General features: G+C 47.3%; 15 protein-coding genes and 2 pseudogenes. 13 read left to right on the top strand and 4 right to left on the bottom strand.

Annotated features, from left to right (window positions below; all coding sequences use genetic code 11):
• Positions 1–302: 302 nt before the first annotated feature.
• Entirely contained in the window at positions 303–932 is a 630-nt protein-coding gene (gene ybeY, locus QZ176_RS05970; protein WP_295151947.1) for an rRNA maturation RNase YbeY, read from the bottom strand.
• A gap of 54 nt (positions 933–986) precedes the next feature.
• Here ybeY and QZ176_RS05975 point away from each other — a divergent pair.
• The 5 genes and pseudogenes from QZ176_RS05975 to QZ176_RS05995 form a co-directional block, all read left to right on the top strand.
• Positions 987–1,235, top strand: a pseudogene (locus QZ176_RS05975) (7-cyano-7-deazaguanine synthase); the annotation flags it as partial.
• Between the two features lie 501 nt (positions 1,236–1,736).
• A pseudogene (locus tag QZ176_RS05980) lies at positions 1,737–2,141 on the top strand (7-cyano-7-deazaguanine synthase); the annotation flags it as partial.
• 332 nt (positions 2,142–2,473) lie between these two features.
• A complete protein-coding gene (locus QZ176_RS05985) occupies positions 2,474–2,956 on the top strand; it encodes a hypothetical protein (RefSeq protein WP_295151949.1) in 483 nt (160 codons plus the stop codon).
• A gap of 13 nt (positions 2,957–2,969) precedes the next feature.
• On the top strand, positions 2,970–3,176 hold the full coding sequence (locus tag QZ176_RS05990) for a hypothetical protein (RefSeq protein ID WP_295151951.1): 207 nt from the start codon (positions 2,970–2,972) through the stop codon (positions 3,174–3,176).
• 16 nt (positions 3,177–3,192) lie between these two features.
• Positions 3,193–3,675: a hypothetical protein gene (locus QZ176_RS05995; protein WP_295151953.1), complete on the top strand. Its 483-nt coding sequence runs from the start codon at positions 3,193–3,195 to the stop codon at positions 3,673–3,675.
• 272 nt (positions 3,676–3,947) lie between these two features.
• On the opposite strand, the gene tsaD is transcribed toward QZ176_RS05995, so the two are convergent.
• The 3 genes from tsaD to QZ176_RS06010 form a co-directional block, all read right to left on the bottom strand.
• A complete protein-coding gene (tsaD, locus tag QZ176_RS06000) occupies positions 3,948–4,955 on the bottom strand; it encodes a tRNA (adenosine(37)-N6)-threonylcarbamoyltransferase complex transferase subunit TsaD (protein ID WP_295151955.1) in 1,008 nt (335 codons plus the stop codon).
• 357 nt (positions 4,956–5,312) lie between these two features.
• The gene (gene creD, locus QZ176_RS06005; protein WP_295151957.1) at positions 5,313–6,707 is read right to left on the bottom strand and encodes a cell envelope integrity protein CreD; all 1,395 of its coding nucleotides are present in this window, start codon (positions 6,705–6,707) and stop codon (positions 5,313–5,315) included.
• A gap of 360 nt (positions 6,708–7,067) precedes the next feature.
• Positions 7,068–9,137 carry a TonB-dependent receptor gene (locus tag QZ176_RS06010; RefSeq protein WP_295151959.1) on the bottom strand — a complete coding sequence of 690 codons (2,070 nt, stop codon included), beginning with the start codon at positions 9,135–9,137 and terminating at the stop codon, positions 7,068–7,070.
• Positions 9,138–9,423: 286 nt separating this feature from the next.
• Between QZ176_RS06010 and exbB the strand changes: the two genes are divergently transcribed.
• From exbB to trpC, 8 genes are all read left to right on the top strand, one after another.
• A complete protein-coding gene (gene exbB / locus QZ176_RS06015; protein ID WP_177389024.1) occupies positions 9,424–9,843 on the top strand; it encodes a TonB-system energizer ExbB in 420 nt (139 codons plus the stop codon).
• Positions 9,844–10,227 (top strand): TonB system transport protein ExbD, encoded by a 384-nt coding sequence (gene exbD / locus QZ176_RS06020; protein WP_295151962.1) that lies wholly within the window; start codon positions 9,844–9,846, stop codon positions 10,225–10,227.
• The gene (locus QZ176_RS06025) at positions 10,224–11,078 is read left to right on the top strand and encodes an energy transducer TonB (protein ID WP_295151964.1); all 855 of its coding nucleotides are present in this window, start codon (positions 10,224–10,226) and stop codon (positions 11,076–11,078) included. The genes exbD and QZ176_RS06025 overlap by 4 nt, the downstream gene beginning before the upstream one ends.
• Before the next feature lie 339 nt (positions 11,079–11,417).
• Entirely contained in the window at positions 11,418–12,365 is a 948-nt protein-coding gene (locus tag QZ176_RS06030) for an NAD(P)-binding domain-containing protein (protein ID WP_295151966.1), read from the top strand.
• Positions 12,362–13,567 carry a methyltransferase gene (locus QZ176_RS06035; RefSeq protein WP_295151968.1) on the top strand — a complete coding sequence of 402 codons (1,206 nt, stop codon included), beginning with the start codon at positions 12,362–12,364 and terminating at the stop codon, positions 13,565–13,567. The genes QZ176_RS06030 and QZ176_RS06035 overlap by 4 nt, the downstream gene beginning before the upstream one ends.
• Complete coding sequence (locus tag QZ176_RS06040; RefSeq protein WP_295151970.1) at positions 13,560–13,931, top strand: YkgJ family cysteine cluster protein; 372 nt, start codon at positions 13,560–13,562, stop codon at positions 13,929–13,931. The genes QZ176_RS06035 and QZ176_RS06040 overlap by 8 nt, the downstream gene beginning before the upstream one ends.
• Positions 13,898–15,742: a hypothetical protein gene (locus QZ176_RS06045; RefSeq protein WP_295151972.1), complete on the top strand. Its 1,845-nt coding sequence runs from the start codon at positions 13,898–13,900 to the stop codon at positions 15,740–15,742. The genes QZ176_RS06040 and QZ176_RS06045 overlap by 34 nt, the downstream gene beginning before the upstream one ends.
• Before the next feature lie 2 nt (positions 15,743–15,744).
• A complete protein-coding gene (trpC, locus tag QZ176_RS06050) occupies positions 15,745–16,545 on the top strand; it encodes an indole-3-glycerol phosphate synthase TrpC (protein WP_295151974.1) in 801 nt (266 codons plus the stop codon).
• Positions 16,546–16,726 lie beyond the last annotated feature (181 nt).

A 16,726-nucleotide genomic window follows, 5' to 3' on the forward strand; every position in this document is an offset into this window, starting at 1 on the left:
TCATGGCGAATTTACCTTAAAAGATCCATATATTCATGAATGTGAATAAAATTTAAAAAGGATCAATTTGAGCGCCAATGAGCCGACGACGGAAGCTATAAATTTATAAAACAACTCTAAATTTTTAAGGAGTTGCACTATATCGCCGAGTTTTGGTTTGCTTAATTTTGCTACTTGCGCGTTATGTTTTATCGCTGCGGTTTTGGGCTTGCAGTTTTTGCTCCCCAATCTGCGTTTTTAAAATTTGATTAGAATTTTCGCCGCCGCACATACCTTGCTCGCCCTTTTTTGATATACAGCGCCTACTCCTCGCTTCCTTCCGTTCGCACGATCAGGCTTTTTGGAAGGCGGAATTTCTCGATGATCTCGCACTCTTTGGCGCGCATCTGTCCGTCGTCGCTCTCGTGGTCGTAACCTAGCACGTGCAGCAGACCGTGCGTAAAAAGCAGCGCCGTCTCGTCATCCCTGCCGTGCCCCAGTTCCGCCGCCTTAAGCTCTACGAGGTCTAAATTTATCACGACCGAGCCGAGCAGTGCGGGGGCGAAATTTCCGCTGCCAAAATTCTCATTCTTTAAATTTTCGTCGTTAGAACTTTCACCCTCGGAATTTTCGAAATTTATAGTATTAGAATTTTCCCTCGCAGAATTCGCAGCGCTTGTATTTTCACTAGCGGAATTCGCAGCGTATGGATTTTTATCGCCGCTGTTTTCATGCGCGGAGCTCTCTTCGCTAAAATCCTCGCCGAAGCCCGCAAACGCCGCAGGATCGAGCGGGAAGCTCAGCACGTCGGTCGTCTTATCGATGCCGCGCGTTTTGGCATTTAGCTGCCGCATCTCCTCGCCGCGCACGAAAATTAGCTCGACGCTCCCGCCGCCCAGCTCCGCCGTGATAGCGTCCAAAATTTCGGGATAGGGCTGCTCGCAAAGTATCATTTTTACCCCTCTTTTATAAAATTTTCGTATAATTTTAGCAAAAAAAGGACGAAAATGAGAGCTTTATGCGTGATCAGCGGCGGCATGGACAGTGCGACCTGCGCCTATATCGCGAGGCGCGAAGGTTACGAGATCGTAGCGCTGCACTTTGACTACGATCAGCGCACGATGGGCAAGGAGCGCGAGTGCTTCGGTAAAATTTGCGACGATTTGGGGGTCGCAAAAAGGCTGATTTTAGACGCTCGCTTCATCGCGCAAATTGGCGGCAGCGCCCTTACGGACGGTACCTTGCCGATAAGAAAGGGCGCTGCGGAGCTTGGCGCCGCGGTAAATTCCGCTAGCGCCGAGTTTGACAGCGCGGCAAATTCCAAGAGTGCCGAGCTCGGAGAGCTAAATTTTATCGAGACAAATTCCGCCGCCGAACTAGAAGGGCAAAATTCTATTGCGGCGAATTTTACTAATGCCGAGATTGGCGGGCAAAATTTTACTGCGTTAAATTTCTTGACGAGCCCCGCGGACGCTTCGCTCGCCGTAGATTCGGCGCGGAGCGGTTGCGCGCAGAGCGGTGAAATTTTAACGCAAGACGCTGAAATTTTACTAGAGGGCGATGAGCCTTCGCCGCATGGCAGTAAAATTTTAGCCCGCGACGATGAAATTTCACCGCAAGACGGTGAAATTTCATCTCGAAACCTGCCCCAGCCGCAGCAGGGCGATAAAATTTCATCGAAGCACGCAGGGGGTGAAATTTCATCGCAAAACCAAAGCGATAAAATTTCACCGCAAGGCGGTGAGAGCGTGTTTTCGGATTTGCCTAGCACCTACGTGCCGTTTCGCAACGGCGTGTTTTTGAGCATCGCCGCCGCGCTTGCCGAGAAAGAGCGCTGCGATGCGATTTTCATCGGCGTGGTGCAGGAGGACAGCAGCGGCTACCCCGACTGCGGCGCGGAGTTCATCGGCGCGTTCGAGCGAGCGCTTGAGCTGGGTACGAGCCGCGACTTTCATCCGCGCATCAAAACCCCGCTCGTGCACCTTAGCAAGGCGCAGATCGTCTCGCTAGCGCTTGGGATCGGCGTGCCGCTAGAGCTTACGTGGAGCTGCTACGAGCGCGAGGATGCTGCGTGCGGGCTTTGCGACAGCTGCCTGCTGCGGCTTAAAGGCTTTGCGGGCGCCGGCGTGAAAGATAAAATCCCTTACGTGATAGAAGCTTAGGCACGCCGCGGCGAAATTTACCGAGCCCGCGCGACTCGGCGCGTCATCAGCGCCTGATATGCGCGGATTTTGAATACGTAGTGCCGCATAGTTTATAGCGGGATTTTAAACATACGGCGGCGGCTTGCACTTTGGCGTACGCCGAGCTGCGGCTATAAATTTAAACCGCGCTTTGAAATTTTAAAAAATTTAACGAGAGCGTAGCGCACGGTTCAAGGCAAAAATCAATTATAAATTTAACTCCTATGCTTATATTTATTAGTGCATTAGCGCATAGGTAGGTATAAATATATCGTAGTATAATCCGAGAATTAAATTTTGAGGAGGAGAGAATGGCGTTTGTTGCGGAATATATTTCTAAAGAGGATATTAAGAAATATGATATTATAAATCGTGTAGATCAGTGCTTGGCAAAATATCATTATGATCCACAGGGGCCTAATGAAATAAAGTGGTTAGACTGGGTCATCGACAGGCAAAGAGATATTTGGCTTATCTTTGTTTGTAGCCCGCATCTGCCTGATCCAAGAGACGGATATACCGGAGAGATGATTTGGCTGCTTTATTATAAAGGTAAAGAAATCGAGCTTGACATTAGACGGGTCTATGACGAAACCACAAGTAAAATGCTAGTCGATAATCCGTTTTTTATCAAATATAAGCTGGAAAATATAAATTCTAGTATTGACGGAATTTCGTTAGATGAGCTCTATAAGGTGCTTAATGAGGCTTTAAAAGAATATGGCAATCGCGGTATTGACGGTAGAGAAAATTTACCAAAAGAGCATGAAGTCGTAACTTTTTTACACGATTAAGAAAGGATAAAAAATGACGAGTAAACAAGCCGATCAAATTTTAGCAGATATTGCAAACGGCAAGGATGTGCGCACCAGTAGCGGCGCTAAGGTAACCGCTGAAAATTTTGAGAAATTTTTTCTAAACGATATGGTTAGAAAGCTAGGCACTAAAAGCGAAGGCGATATCTACGAGCATATAAGCGAATATAAATATGTCGTAGATATAATTAAATATTAAATTTAAGGAGTAGAAAATGGCATTTGTAGCAGAATATATTTCTAAAGAGGATATTAAGAAATATGGCGTTATTGACATAGTAAATAGCTCCAGAGCAAATTTTGGTGAACTTCCATTGGGCGATCAACGTATAGAGCAGCTTGATTGGGTCATCGATAGGCAGAGGGATATTTGGTTTATCTTTGTGTGTGATCCGCACTTACCAGATCCGCGAGATGGATTTATGGGTGAGGAGATTTATATTTTATGTTATAAAGGCAATGTTATTGAGCTTGATATAAGGCGAATTTATGACGAAACCACAAGTAAAATGCTCGCAGATAATCCGTTTTTTATCAAATATAAGCTGGAAAATATAAATTCTAGTCTTGACGGAATTTCGTTAGATGAGCTCTATAAGGTGCTTAATGAAGCTTTGATAGAATATGGAGAAAGTGGTATACACGGTAGAAAGTTCTTGCCAAAAGATCATGAAGTCGTAACTTTTCTGCACGATTAAGAAAGTGCAAAAAATGACAAGCCAACAAAACCCATAAAATTTTAGCAGATATTGCAAACGGCGAGGGCGTGCAAGAGTAGCGGCACCGATGGTGGTGCGAGTACGAAAGAAATTTGGCAAAACGTGGCGCGAGCCCGAAACGCTATGTGTAAATTCAAAGCGAATTTTATCCAAAAACCTAACCGTGAGCGAGCGCGAGATAAAATTTTACTCAAACGCCCAATGCGCGAGAATTCGCTAGCGGGCGCAGACTATTTGTAAATTTTAAAATTTTACTCAAACGCCGAGCGTAGATTTAGATGCGGAATGATTTGTAGCTCTGCGGGTGCGACGAAATCCTTTTTACGCAGCTTTTCTATCGCCGCGCGCGCGATCATAGCGGCATTGTCGGAGCAAAATTTCATCGGCGCGAAAAGTATCTCGCAGCCCGCCCGCTCGCACAGATCTGTTAGAAGTCCGCGCAGATGCAGGTTCGCGCTCGCTCCGCCTACGACGCCGAAGCGCGCAAAGCGGCGCAGCTCAAAGATCCGCTGCAATTTATCCAGTATGTGCGCGCACGCCGCGTCCTCAAAGCAGCGCGCCAGATCGCGCATCGCCCGCTCATCCAGCTCGCCCGCCTCTTTTAGCTTCTCTATCTGCACGCGTACGGCGTTTTTAAGCCCCGAAAAGCTATACTCCAGCCGCCTGTCGCCCTTTAACGGCACGGGCAGCTCAAACCGCGGCTCGCCACCTTTTGCGAGCTCCTCGATGAGCGCGCCGCCCGGATAGCCAAGACCTAGCATCTTTGCAACCTTATCGAAGCTCTCGCCGAAGCTGTCGTCGCCGGTGGTCGCTAAAATTTCGATACCTCCCGCCGCGCCGATATCCAAAACCATCGTATGCCCGCCGCTAACGAGCAAAACGCCCATCGGAAATCGTGCCTCGCTGCCTAAAAACAGCGAGTAAACGTGACCTACGAGATGATTTACGCCGATGAGCGGCAGATTTAGCGCGAGCGCGAGCGCTTTTGCCATATTCACGCCGCCTATTAGGCTCACGCTGAGCCCCGGGGTGTTGGTCGCTGCGACGGCGCTAAGCTCGCTAAAATAGGGCTTTGCGCGCTGTAAAATCCGCGGCAGCGCCTCAGTATGCAGCCTCGCGGCAAGCTCGGGCACGACGCCGCCGTATCTGGCGTGATCGGCCTCCTGGCTTATTTTTTCGTAAAATTTCAGCTCGAAACTGCGCTCATCCATCACCGCGACCGAGCTGTCGTCGCAGCTGCTCTCAATAGCAAGTATCACACAAAATCCTTAAAATTTTTCGCTCATTATACTCAAAAATCGGCGCTATAGAATAGATGAAATTTTAAAATTTAAAGCGGCGTGCCCTAAATTTTGTCTTTATCGCGACATACTCGCGCTCGCGGTGCTAAATTTTAAAATGCGCCGTTCGGCTCGGTGCACTAACGGAATTAAATTTAAAATGCGCCGCCACCGCACCATGTTTGCCACTACGATGCGCGCCGTATCTGCCGCGGCGGGTAAAATTTTAAATAGATAAAATTTTGGCAGTTGAAATTTAGCGAGCAAATTTAAAAAGGCCTTTGGATTTAAAGCTCCAAAGGCCGTTGCGATTAAATTTAGCGGTAAATTTAAAGGCTAAATTTCGGGCTCTTGCTCCTGTTTTTTCTCGCCGCTTGGGATCGCGGTGTCGTACCAATCGAGCTTGCGCGTAAAATACATCACCAAAGAGATCACCGCGAATATCATCAGACTTCCCATTAGTAGGGCGTAGTCTTCGGAATTTAAGATGACATAGAGGATCGCGTAAGAAACGAGCTGAACGCAAGTGATGAAAACGCCCCAGCGCGCGCCTTTGAAAATCGCGCTCGCGTAGAAAAACACTATCACGCTTACCGCGATCGCCGAGATCGCGTAGCTGATCGCAAAGCCGATGTGTTCGGAGAGCGAAAGCACCAGCAGGTAGAAAACGACATCCTCAAGCCCTATTAATAGGTATTGGATCGGATGGATGCGCTCGTGAGTGTAAACCTCGCACAAAAAGATCGCTAAAAACGGCACCGCTAAGAATAACAGCGCGTAATCCGTGCAGCGCTTAATCAGCGAGTAGTTATTCACGGGCTCGATGAAGCCGATGCTTACAGCATCATTTCTATCGTCGTAGCTGCGCCGGCTCGTCATCGCAATCTGCGTGTCTTGATCTGCGAGCCACGCAGGAGCAATGCCCGCGGCTAAGCCCGTAACTTCCCACGAAGCTTTAAAGCCGCTAGCGCTTACTTCGCGCGATTTAGCGATAAAGCCGCCGCCAAAGCTAGGCGATGCCCAAGTAGAGCTAATTTCAAAACGGCTATTTTGTGCGATCGGAGCTAGATGAAGCGCCTCGCCGCCTTGGATTTTAAGCGTGCCGCTGATGCTAAAATCAGACGACAGCGCGGAAGCGGGGAGCTTGTAGATTAAACTCCGATCGAAAATTTTAGCCTCAGTGTTGCCGTGATATTGCTTAAGCTCCTTGCCGTTTAGGCTTAAAGCAGGGGAGGCGGTGAAGGATTTTTGATTGCCTACGCCGAGCACTAGCACGGCTTCGTCGAAATTTAGCCGCGCAGGATCGACGCCGAGCTCGGTATAGTTTATCGCCTCAAAGTCCGCCTTAAGCGCAAAATCGCCGTTATAGATCGGAACGCGAAAAATCCCGCGCTTTAAATAGGTGGGGTTGATCTCCGCCGCGAGAGAGTAGTTTTTAGGCACGATGATGAAATTTTTCTCTACGCGCCTTTTTACGAGCTCGTTGTTGCTTTTGTCTATCGCTTCGATTATCTCTGCGTAGGGCACTACGATCGCAAGGCCCTGGATTTGCAGCTCACCACCTACCGGCGTGAGGATCGAATCCTGCGCGAGCTGCTTGGTTTCGGAGCGCGAGTAGGTGAGGTTATCGATAAAGCTTAGCGGAATTAGCAGCAGCAAAAGCAGCACTAAAACGATGAACGGTTTCGTCCAAAACGCGCCGCGAATGGCGTTTTTAGTAGAATTTAACAAAGGCTCTCCTTTTAAGTAAAATTTAAAACGGAATTTTAACGACGAAGAGTAAACGGACGGCGCTTTAAGCGGGAGGAATTTTATAAATTCTAAACGAGCTTCGGATGTGAAGCGCTGCGGATATCGCCTTGAATTTTTGGAATTCCGCTGCACGCTAGAATTTCATTGCGAATGAGAATTTTGCTATTCGCAAAAATTTTACGAGAAAATTTCTGTTAGTAGAATTTAAAAGCTTGAAATTCTAAGTCTAAGAATTTCAAATTTCCAAAGCCCTAGGAATTTTGAAATTCCAAGGGCTTTGAATTTTTAAAATTTCGCCGCTTTAGCGTGCAAAATTTCGTACGGTCTCTCGCGTAAGCTTTAAAATTTATACGCCACGCTTAGCTTGAAATTTCGTCCCGGCTCCCAGTCGATAATGTTTGAATCTCCGGTGAAATCGGCACTGCGCTGCGAGTGCGATGCGTAGGCTTTATCAAAGAGATTGTAAACACCCGCGTTGATCTCAAGCCCTTTAAATCGTCCGCTATCCGGAGCATAGGTGACGTATAGATCGTGAACTGCGTAGCTAGGCACTTTTGTTTTTTCGTCGCTATTTGCGGCAACTACGTTTTTGGAGTCGAAAAAGAGCAAGTTATAGCCCAGCAGTAGATCCGCTGCAGAGATTGCATACTCGGCATTGAAGGTGTATTTATCTCCGTAGTCGCGGTAGCCGATAATGTTTGAGCTTAGATAGCCCGAGCCGCTGCGCACGCGGTCTTTATATTCTACGTGCTGGTGGGTGTAACCCGCAGCAAGGCTCAAATCATCTAATATTAATCTTGCGAAAAGCTCGACGCCGTCAATATCCGCACTGCCTGCATTAGCCCTGCATAAGGTGCCCTGCGCGCCTCCCGGGCAGCCGACGATTCCGCCCGCCGCATTGTTATCTACGATTAAATTTTTATATTCCGTTCTGAAATACTTCGCAGTTAGGCTTACTGAGGAGTTCTCCCCCAGATCGCTTTTGTAGCGACCGCCTATTTCGTAGGCATTACCCGTGGTGGCTTTTAAATTTTCGTTAGCCATCCAGCTTAGCGGTCTGCCACGGCTTGTACCTGCAGCCATCATGCTCTCCATTACGTCAGGTCCTCTAAATACTCGCGCATAGCTGGCAAACGCTCCGAATCCCGCGCCGATCTCGTAATCAAGCGCCAAGGCGGGGCTCACTTCGTTGAATTTATATTTGTAGCTAGAGATATTAGCGCCTCTGCCGTTGTAAGTCTTTAGCTCGTGCCTTTCGTAGCGCACGCCTGGAGTTACCGTAAGCCCGCCGTAGCGCATAGCATCCTCGATATAAAAGCTATAATTATCAACCTTCTCGGGGCGTAGATTGCCGGGCTTGACGTAGTTTTCCGAGCGGTAGTAATCAAAGCCGTAACGCAACGTATCAGCCAAATCGCCCGTTTCAAATTTACTCTTAGCGCCGATTTTGCCGCCCTTAGTCTCGACGCCCCATTTTACGTTCGTCGAAGTCGATCCGATGCGTTGATGCTTCGTGTAGTATCCCGTGATGTCGAGTTCTAGCAAGTCGCTTGGATTATATGTGTATTTGATCGTATGTGTATCGCGCTCGTATTTGCGGTTATCCAGCTGTCCGTTCAGCCAGGAGCCGAATTCCGGTCGCAGCGGATAAAGACCTTTATATTGCATATGCTCGGTAGACAGCGAAATTTTATGAAAATCCAAAAAGCTATAGCCCGCCTTGAATAGATAATTTATGTCGTTGCCATCGCCGCCCGTAGGTTTGCCATTGCCAGATTTGCCGAAGCCGTATCCGTAGTGCTTGAATGCGGCAAGCATATCTAGGCTATCAAATGCTCTGCCGTAGAGCATCGCGCTTTGCGAGTAACCCTCGTTATTGCTCGTATAGCCCACTTTGAGCTTCGCGCCGATATTTTGACCGTCCTCAAGCAGATCAGAAGCATCCACCGTCTTAAAAGCTACCGAGCCGCCCAAGGCGCCTGAGCCATTTACGACTGAGCGCGCGCCGACATCGACCTCTACGGCCTTGATAAGATCCGGATCGATTAGTAAATCGGCGTTGTGATGAAAGGTATTGCCGTTTTGCTTCGCGCCGTCAATCGTGATATTTAGACCGCGATCGCTTACGCCGCGCATATAAATTTTTTGATTCATGCCGTTGGTGCCGCCCACATACACGCCCGGAATATCGCGAAATACGTCTTTTACGAGCGTGGCGTTACGGGTGTTGATTTTGACATCATCCACGGTGCTAGGCGTGCTAGAATCGCTAGTAACTTCGATTACGCCTAAGCTTTGCGTATTTGAATCCTTGCTTTTGGATGCGTCTGTAGCGCTTGATTTCTCGTCTGCTTGTGCGCTTAAGCAAAGAACCGCGCACAAAGACAAAGCCAGATGAAATTTTTTCATACGAAACTCCTAAATGATAATGAGATTAAAAAAATGGCAAATAATATAAAATTAATCCTTTATTTTATATTAATTATCAAGACGTTTTAAAATCATTAGAATTTTATCTTCGAATGCTTTATTATCATTAAATAAAGCTAAATGATAAAATATAATTTAAATATCGATCATCAAAATTTTAGTAAAAATTAAATCTATCTTTGATAAAATCACTCATTTTTTTGGCAAGGCGATTTGCTGAATTTATAAAAATTTTTAAAATTTTTAAGGAGAGCTTATGGGCATTATGGAATTTTTGGCGCATTACGTGGATTACATTATCTTTGCGATCCTCGGATTTATGAGCTTTTTAGTCGTGTGGTTCAGTATCGAAAGGCTGCTTTTTTATTCGAAGGTTAAGGCGAGCGATTACAAAAGCAAGGCGCTATATGAAGAGGCTCTGACAAAAAATTTAACGACGCTTTATATTGTTTATTCAAATGCCCCGTACATCGGTCTTTTAGGTACTGTCATCGGCATTATGATCACATTTTTTGATATGAGTACTGCAAGCGGTATCGATACCAAGGCTATCATGCAAGGTCTATCGCTTGCCCTTAAAGCTACCGCTACCGGTCTAGTCGTCGCCGTGCCTACTCTCATCATCTACAACGGTTTCGTCCGCAAAGTTGATGTTTTACTCAATCGCTACGATGAGGTTAAATAAATGAGCATTCCTAGACGAGACGGGCTAAATATCGTCCCGTTCATTGACATTATGCTGGTGCTGCTAGCGATCGTGCTTAGTGTCTCGACTTTCATTGCGCAGGGTCATATCAAGGTAAATCTTCCATCTTCTTCAAGCTCGCAAAATCCGCAAGAGGATAAAAAAGTTACCATCAAAGTGGATAGCGAATCTAAAATTTATCTAGACGATGTCGCAATAAGCGAGGATGAGCTTGAGGAAAAAATTGCCGCGCTCGATAAAAACGATCTTGTCGTGTTGAAAAATGATAAAGACTCGAAATTTTCCTCTTTTATTTCGATCATGGATGTCCTAAAAAAGGCGGGTCATGAAAAATTTGCGATCGTGACCGAAAAAGAGCAATGAATAAAGATAGCGCAGTAGGTTTTATCGTATCTTTGGTGCTACATTGCATCATCGCTGTGGGTGTTTTTGCTCTTTTATCGTCGGCACCGAAGCCGCCTAGCATGCCCGATATGATAGCTTTTTCCATCGATAGTATAATGGATGATGCCAAGCAGGGCGATATCTCCGATGAGCCCAATATCCCGCCTCCTTCCGATCAGTCCGAACCGGATCCTGAGCCAGAGCCCACTCCGCCGGAGCCCGAACCCGAACCGGAACCGGAACCAACTCCGCCTGAGCCGGAGCCAATACCGGAGCCCGAGCCGATTCCTGAACCGGAGCCTATACCAGAGCCTGTAGTCGAAAAACCAAAACCAGTCGAAAAGCCTAAGCCAAAGTCGGTAGAAAAACCAAAACCGATCGAAAAACCTAAGCCTAAAAAAGAGCATAAAGTTCAAAGCAGCGATAGGAATTTAACGGCGAAGTTTGATCCGACAAAGCCTATTTCGCTAGGTAGCGGCGGGGGCGGCGGCTCCAGTAGCGCAGGCGGCGGTAGCGACGCTATAACAAGCCGCGGCGATCCTAGCAATAGCGATGTCGGCAAGAAAATTTTCGCCATCATTTCTCGCTACGCGCAGTCGCACTACCCTAAAAATGCCCAACGTATGCGAAAAACAGGCACCGTAGGCTTGCACTTTACCTATACGGCAAGCGGTGAGGTCAAGGGCCTTCGCGTTACGTCTTCCTCGAATGTCGATTCGCTCGATGAGGGGGCGCTTCAAGCGGTCGAGCGCACCAAGGATAGTTTTCCAAAAGTTTCTAAAGATGAGGATTATAACTTTAGCATAAAGTATACGCTAAATTTTAACTAGCCTTAAAGATTCTACTAAAACTTCTGCTGGAGCGGTAAAATTTTAAAATTTCACCGCTCTTGCCGCTTTATCTTAGCTCGCAAAATTCCATCTCGGCGAAGTAAAATTTTAAATTCGCCGCTTCTGCAGCTTCTGCCGCGCTAGTTTTTACAAACGGATTGGCGCCGTGAAATTTAAAATTTAAACGAAGAAAATTTTATCTTTTTAAATTTAGCCAAGCAAGCATCTTAAAGCGTTAAAATTTTAAATTAAAGCCGCGAAATTGCTAGGAAATTCCACTGATTTTAATGGAATTTTTACTATAATTTTATATGAAATTTAAAAGATTAAAGGAAATTTATGATAGACGTTTACGACTTGGCGGTGATCGGCGGCGGTCCTTGCGGCATAGCTTCCGTAGTAGAAGCCAAAAGAAATGGGCTCGCGCATGTGCTTCTGCTTGAAAAAGGCGACAACCACTCTCAAACAATTAGGCAGTTTTACAAAGATAAAAAGCGCGTAGATAAAGAATATAAGGGCTTTGACAGCGAGACGCGCGGATCTATTTCGTTTGAAACCGGCACAAAAGAGAGCGTGCTAAATTATTTTGACGAGCTCTTAGATAGCGACGAAATCGATACGAATTTCAAAAGTGAGGTCGAAAAGATCGAAAAGCACGCAGATGAGTTTTATATCACGACTAGCTCGGCTGGATACCGCGCGCGCAACGTCATCGTCGCAATTGGCAGGATGGGCAAGCCCAATAAGCCCGCCTATAAAATTCCGCCTTCGATCACGCAACGCGTAAATTTCAATCTAGATAAATGCACGATTAATGAAAAAATTTTAGTCGTCGGAGGTGGTAACTCAGCTGCGGAATACGCTATAGCGCTGTGTAAAACCAATGTCGTGACGCTTTGCTATCGCAAGCCTAAATTTACCCGCCTAAACGAGACGAACGAAAGCGACGTAATGCGCGAGACCAAATACGGCAGCATCATCTTGCGCTTAGGCATCGATATAGAGGCTCTAGAGAATGAAAACGGCAAGGTGCTGGTGAAATTTGATGATGGCACCGAGCTCGTATTTGACCGCGTGATATACGCGATCGGCGGCACGAGCCCGATCGATTTTCTTAAGAAATGCGGCATCGCTTACGATGAAAACGGCGTGCCGATCGTGGATGAAAATCTCCAGACTGCTACTAGCGGGCTTTACGTCGGCGGAGATCTTATCAGCAGAAGCGGCGGATCGATCGTAGTGGCGATAAATCACGCCCATACCATCATCAAAAACATCCGCAGATGAGGCTTTATCAGCCGAAAAAGGGCTATCGTTACACGAGCGATACGATTTTTTTGTGGAATTTTATAAGAAGCTCAGGCGTGCGTAAAGCTGATGCTGCGTCACAAAATGACTCTTGGGCGCTGGGCTGTGACGCGGAATTTAAAGACGCGACAGATGGAGGCTTTAATGCGCAGTTTTGCGCCGCGGATTACGCAGGCGACGAGGTGGAATTTTGCGCCGAGGATTGTGCTTTTAGCAAAGAAGAGTTGTATGCCGCTAGCCATAGCGTGGGGGGTGATCGCGATTTTGGAGATAAGGGCTGCGCCGAATTCCAGGCGAAATTTCAAAGCGAGCACTGCAAAAATTCCGATTTTCAAAACGACGAAGCCTGGCATACTTTAAAGCCTGATATCGCAAGCGGTGAAAATTTTAAAATTTGTGACGAGCAAATCGCGCAGCCTTTAGAATCTAAAAAGACGCACGATAAAGATTTCGCGAGCAAATTTGAAGACGCCAAAGCGCGCGAGGATTTTGCTGCGGAGTGCTTGTTTGACGGCGGGTTTGCCGCCTGCAATGAGCGTAGCCCCAAAGGCGCGCTAAATCCGCGAGCGATATACGGCGACGTGCTGGATGTGGGCGCAGGATGTGGAATTTTAGGGCTTTTGCTAAAACGCGATTTTAAGAGCATTAATCTAAGCTTGCTAGAAATTCAAGAGCGAAATTTAGAAATCTTAAGGCTAAATTCTTTGCAAAACGATCTACCTGCCGAGATTTTGCACGCGGATTTTGCGGAGTTTAAAAGCGAAAAACGCTTCGACTTTATCGTCTCAAATCCGCCTTTTTATCGAGAGCGCATTTCGCTTAGCAAAGAGCCTCATATGGCGCTTAGTAAGAGCGCAGCAAGCCTTAGCCTACCGGATTTCGTGCGATCTGCGAATGCTCATCTCAAGCCTGGTGGCACACTTATTTTTTGCTACGAGGCGGGCAAGCTAGCTAAAATTTGCGAGCTTTTAGGCGAGTTTAGGCTAAATTTGACGAGGCTTGGTTTTGTCTATCCCGACATTTCAAAGCCCGCTAAGCTCGCGCTTTTGCAGGCTCGTAAGAATTCGCGCTCGCCCTGTGAGATCACCCTTCCGATCTACGCTAGCGCGCACGGAAGGCGTACCGAGCAAGCCCAAGCGATCTATAAAAGCGCAGATTTAACGAGCGTGGATTATGAGTGAGTTTGGCTTTAGCTTCGATGCGAGCGCGTGCGAGCGCTGCGGCGGCAAGTGCTGCACCGGAGAGAGCGGCTATATCTGGATAGACGAGAGCGAGATTGCAGCTGTAGCGGTAAAATTTAAAATTTCGCCCGCAAGGCTTAAAGAAATTTATTTACAAAAAATAGGCGCTAAATTTAGCGTAAAAGAAAAGCCCTTTGAAGGCGGCTTAGCGTGCGTGTTTTTTGACGAAGCGCGGCGCAACTGTGGGATTTACGAGCTGCGTCCGAAGCAGTGCCGTAGCTTTCCGTTTTGGGAATATTTTAAAACGCATACTAAAGAATTGGAGGAAGAATGTATCGGGGTAAGGTTTTTGGCGGAATTTTAATTGCGGCGATGATTTTAGCGCCGCAGTATCTAAGTGCGGAGAGTGGGACGAATGCTGCAGTAGCGAAGCAGTCCGTTACGGATAAAAAGGCGTCTGATCGGAATTCCAGCATTGGCACAAAAAACGGTGCAAAAGATGCAATTAAAAAGAGCTTGATAAATCGTGGCGTAAGCGCCAAAAGTATAACCAAAGAAAAGCTAAATCACGCGATGCGAGCGCAAGAGGACGCCGAGCTAAATTTCGATTTGCTTACGGCTTTGGAGCTACTGCATAAAGATCCCGTCGCATCGATGTTTTTATACGAAAAGGCATACAATAAAACAGGCTCGTCCGTTTATCTGCTAGAAGCGCTAAAGACCGCTTTTGCGATCAAAGATCGTAAAAATACGGCGCGCTATTTAAAGCTCGGCGAAAAGAGCCTAAGCTCAGACTCCGAGTATCTGCGAGTAAAAATCGGCTACTACTTAGGCATTAAAGATAATCTAAACGCCAATACCGCTGCTCTTAAGCTAGTCACCGTAGATCCCGTTTCGCGTAGTTACGCGATCTTAGCGGCGACATATTATGCGATGGAGAATTTTACTTTAGCCAAAACCTACTTTGAAAAAGCCTATGAGCTAGACAAAACTGACGAAAATCTCATCAGATTATGCGACGTGCTGCTAAATAAACTCGATGATTCGGACGGAGCGATCCGCATTATCGAGACGCATAGGCGCATCTACGGCTGCGCCCAGGGTATGGCGTGCGAGCTGCTAGCTGATGTGTATCGCGCGAATAAACGCTATTTGGATGTCGCTAAGATCGATGAAGCGCTGTATGAAGCCAAAGGGGATAATAAATTCTTAGACGATATGATAGCGATTTATTACTACTCAAACGACTTTGATAAAATAATCGAGCTTTTGAAAAAATACGACTACAAGCGCGAGCTTCTAATCGACGCCTACGCGCATAAAAAAGACTATAAAACCGCGATTAAAATGGCGCGCGATGAGTTTATGAAAACCAAAAATTACGACTTTTTGGCGATCGAGGCGATTTACGAATATGAAAGCGCGGGCAAAAACGTGGATGCCAAGACCCTATCTAGCGTAGTGGCAAAATTTGAAAATATCGCGCCGCAGCTTAAAGACCCCGTGCACCTAAACTACTACGGCTACATCCTAATAGATCACGATTTGGACGTTCGCAAGGGCATCGAGCTCGTCCGCCGCGCCCTACAAAAAGACCCCGACTCGCCGTATTATCTGGACTCGCTTGCTTGGGGATACTACAAGCTTGGCGAGTGCGACAAGGCTAAAAATGAAATGGCTAAGATCAAAGACGCAGAATTTTTTAATTCCCCCGAAGGCAAAGAGCATTTGGAGGCGATCGATGCGTGCGCCGCTGGCACAGGCGTAGCGCCGCAGAATTCTATATCGCAAAACCCCACTACGATAAAAGGCTCCGCGCCGAAAGATCAGGCGCCGCAAAGTCCGGCAATAAAAACTCCTGCGCCTGATTCCATAAAATCTACGGCGCCCGAAAGCTCTGTGTTAGATTCCGCACGTCCGAGCTCCGCTGCAACGCGTGATTTAACGCCAAAAGACTCCGCTTCGCAAAATTCTGCTGGGTCTGCAAATTCCGCGGTTCAAAACCAGACACCAAATTCTGCGGCGTCTGAAAATTTTGCGACGCCCATAAATTCCGCCGCGCAGATTTCTGTCTCGTCAAGACAAAATTCCGTATCGAGGCGGGATTTTATGCCAGAGCAAAATTCTACGTCGAAAGAGTCTACTGGTTCTAAAATCCAGACGCCAAGGCATTAGAGATGATTTTAGACGAAATTTTAAAGCGCACTCGCGAGGATCTCGCGCTTCGTAAAGAAAGATTGCCCGAGGATCTGCTCGGTCGCTCGCTAAGCGCCAATCCCTACGAGCCGCGTGACGTCATAAGCGCGCTTAGAAGCGACGAGAAAGACCCGCTTCGCATCATCGCCGAGATCAAAAAGGCAAGCCCGAGCAAGGGGATCATCCGCGAGGATTTTGAGCCGCTAAGCCTTGCCGTGGAGTATGAAAATGCAGGTGCGAGCGCCTTTTCGGTGCTTACCGAGCCGCATTATTTCAGAGGCGATTTGGAGTTCATCCCGCAGATCCGCCGCTACACTCGTACGCCCATTTTGCGCAAGGATTTCATCGTCGATCGTTATCAGATCCTCGAAGCGCTGGTTTACGGCGCGGATTTTATCCTGCTGATCGCCAAAGCTCTGGAAGGCAAGGAGCTGAGAGAACTGCTCGAATTTGCCCGCAGACTGGGGCTTCGGGCGCTGTGCGAGATTCACGATAAGGACGATCTTAAAAAGGCGATCTTCGCAGGTGCCGATATTATCGGCATCAACCATCGAAATTTAGAGACTTTCGAGGTCGATACGAGCCTGAGCGAGCGGCTGATCCCGCTAATTCCAAACGGCAAGATCATCGTAGCCGAAAGCGGCCTGCACTCGCACGAGCAGCTTAAAAGCTTGCACGAGGCGGGCGTAGATGCGTTTTTGATCGGCGAGCATTTTATGCGCCAAAATGACGTCGGCGCGGCACTGCGCGAGATAAAGCTCGGCGCAAGCGACAAAATTTAAATTTAGCTCGTTTGATCGCGCGAGAATGGATCGGAACGAGAAGTTAAATTTAGCGAAGGGAGTGAAATTTTAAGGCGGTAAATTTTAAAATTCGTAGAATTCGGCGGACTTTAAAATTTAGAAGCTCTTTAAATTTAGGGGTTGCGACACGATCTAATATCGCACGCCGCGTAAGCATTCG

Source organism: uncultured Campylobacter sp., from assembly GCF_905373215.1.
In the GTDB taxonomy this organism is placed as follows: Bacteria; Campylobacterota; Campylobacteria; order Campylobacterales; family Campylobacteraceae; genus Campylobacter_B.

Bases quoted from the DNA above. Each gene is read 5' to 3' on its own strand.
- QZ176_RS06040 (WP_295151970.1), top strand. From the start codon at position 13,560: ATGAGTGAGTTTGGCTTTAGCTTCGATGCGAGCGCGTGCGAGCGCTGC.
- QZ176_RS06025 (WP_295151964.1), top strand. From the start codon at position 10,224: ATGAATAAAGATAGCGCAGTAGGTTTTATCGTATCTTTGGTGCTACAT.
- trpC (WP_295151974.1), top strand. From the start codon at position 15,745: ATGATTTTAGACGAAATTTTAAAGCGCACTCGCGAGGATCTCGCGCTT.
- QZ176_RS05990 (WP_295151951.1), top strand. From the start codon at position 2,970: ATGACGAGTAAACAAGCCGATCAAATTTTAGCAGATATTGCAAACGGC.
- exbD (WP_295151962.1), top strand. From the start codon at position 9,844: ATGAGCATTCCTAGACGAGACGGGCTAAATATCGTCCCGTTCATTGAC.
- QZ176_RS05985 (WP_295151949.1), top strand. From the start codon at position 2,474: ATGGCGTTTGTTGCGGAATATATTTCTAAAGAGGATATTAAGAAATAT.
- QZ176_RS06045 (WP_295151972.1), top strand. From the start codon at position 13,898: ATGTATCGGGGTAAGGTTTTTGGCGGAATTTTAATTGCGGCGATGATT.
- QZ176_RS06035 (WP_295151968.1), top strand. From the start codon at position 12,362: ATGAGGCTTTATCAGCCGAAAAAGGGCTATCGTTACACGAGCGATACG.
- exbB (WP_177389024.1), top strand. From the start codon at position 9,424: ATGGAATTTTTGGCGCATTACGTGGATTACATTATCTTTGCGATCCTC.
- ybeY (WP_295151947.1), bottom strand. From the start codon at position 932: ATGATACTTTGCGAGCAGCCCTATCCCGAAATTTTGGACGCTATCACG.
- QZ176_RS05995 (WP_295151953.1), top strand. From the start codon at position 3,193: ATGGCATTTGTAGCAGAATATATTTCTAAAGAGGATATTAAGAAATAT.
- QZ176_RS06010 (WP_295151959.1), bottom strand. From the start codon at position 9,137: ATGAAAAAATTTCATCTGGCTTTGTCTTTGTGCGCGGTTCTTTGCTTA.
- QZ176_RS06030 (WP_295151966.1), top strand. From the start codon at position 11,418: ATGATAGACGTTTACGACTTGGCGGTGATCGGCGGCGGTCCTTGCGGC.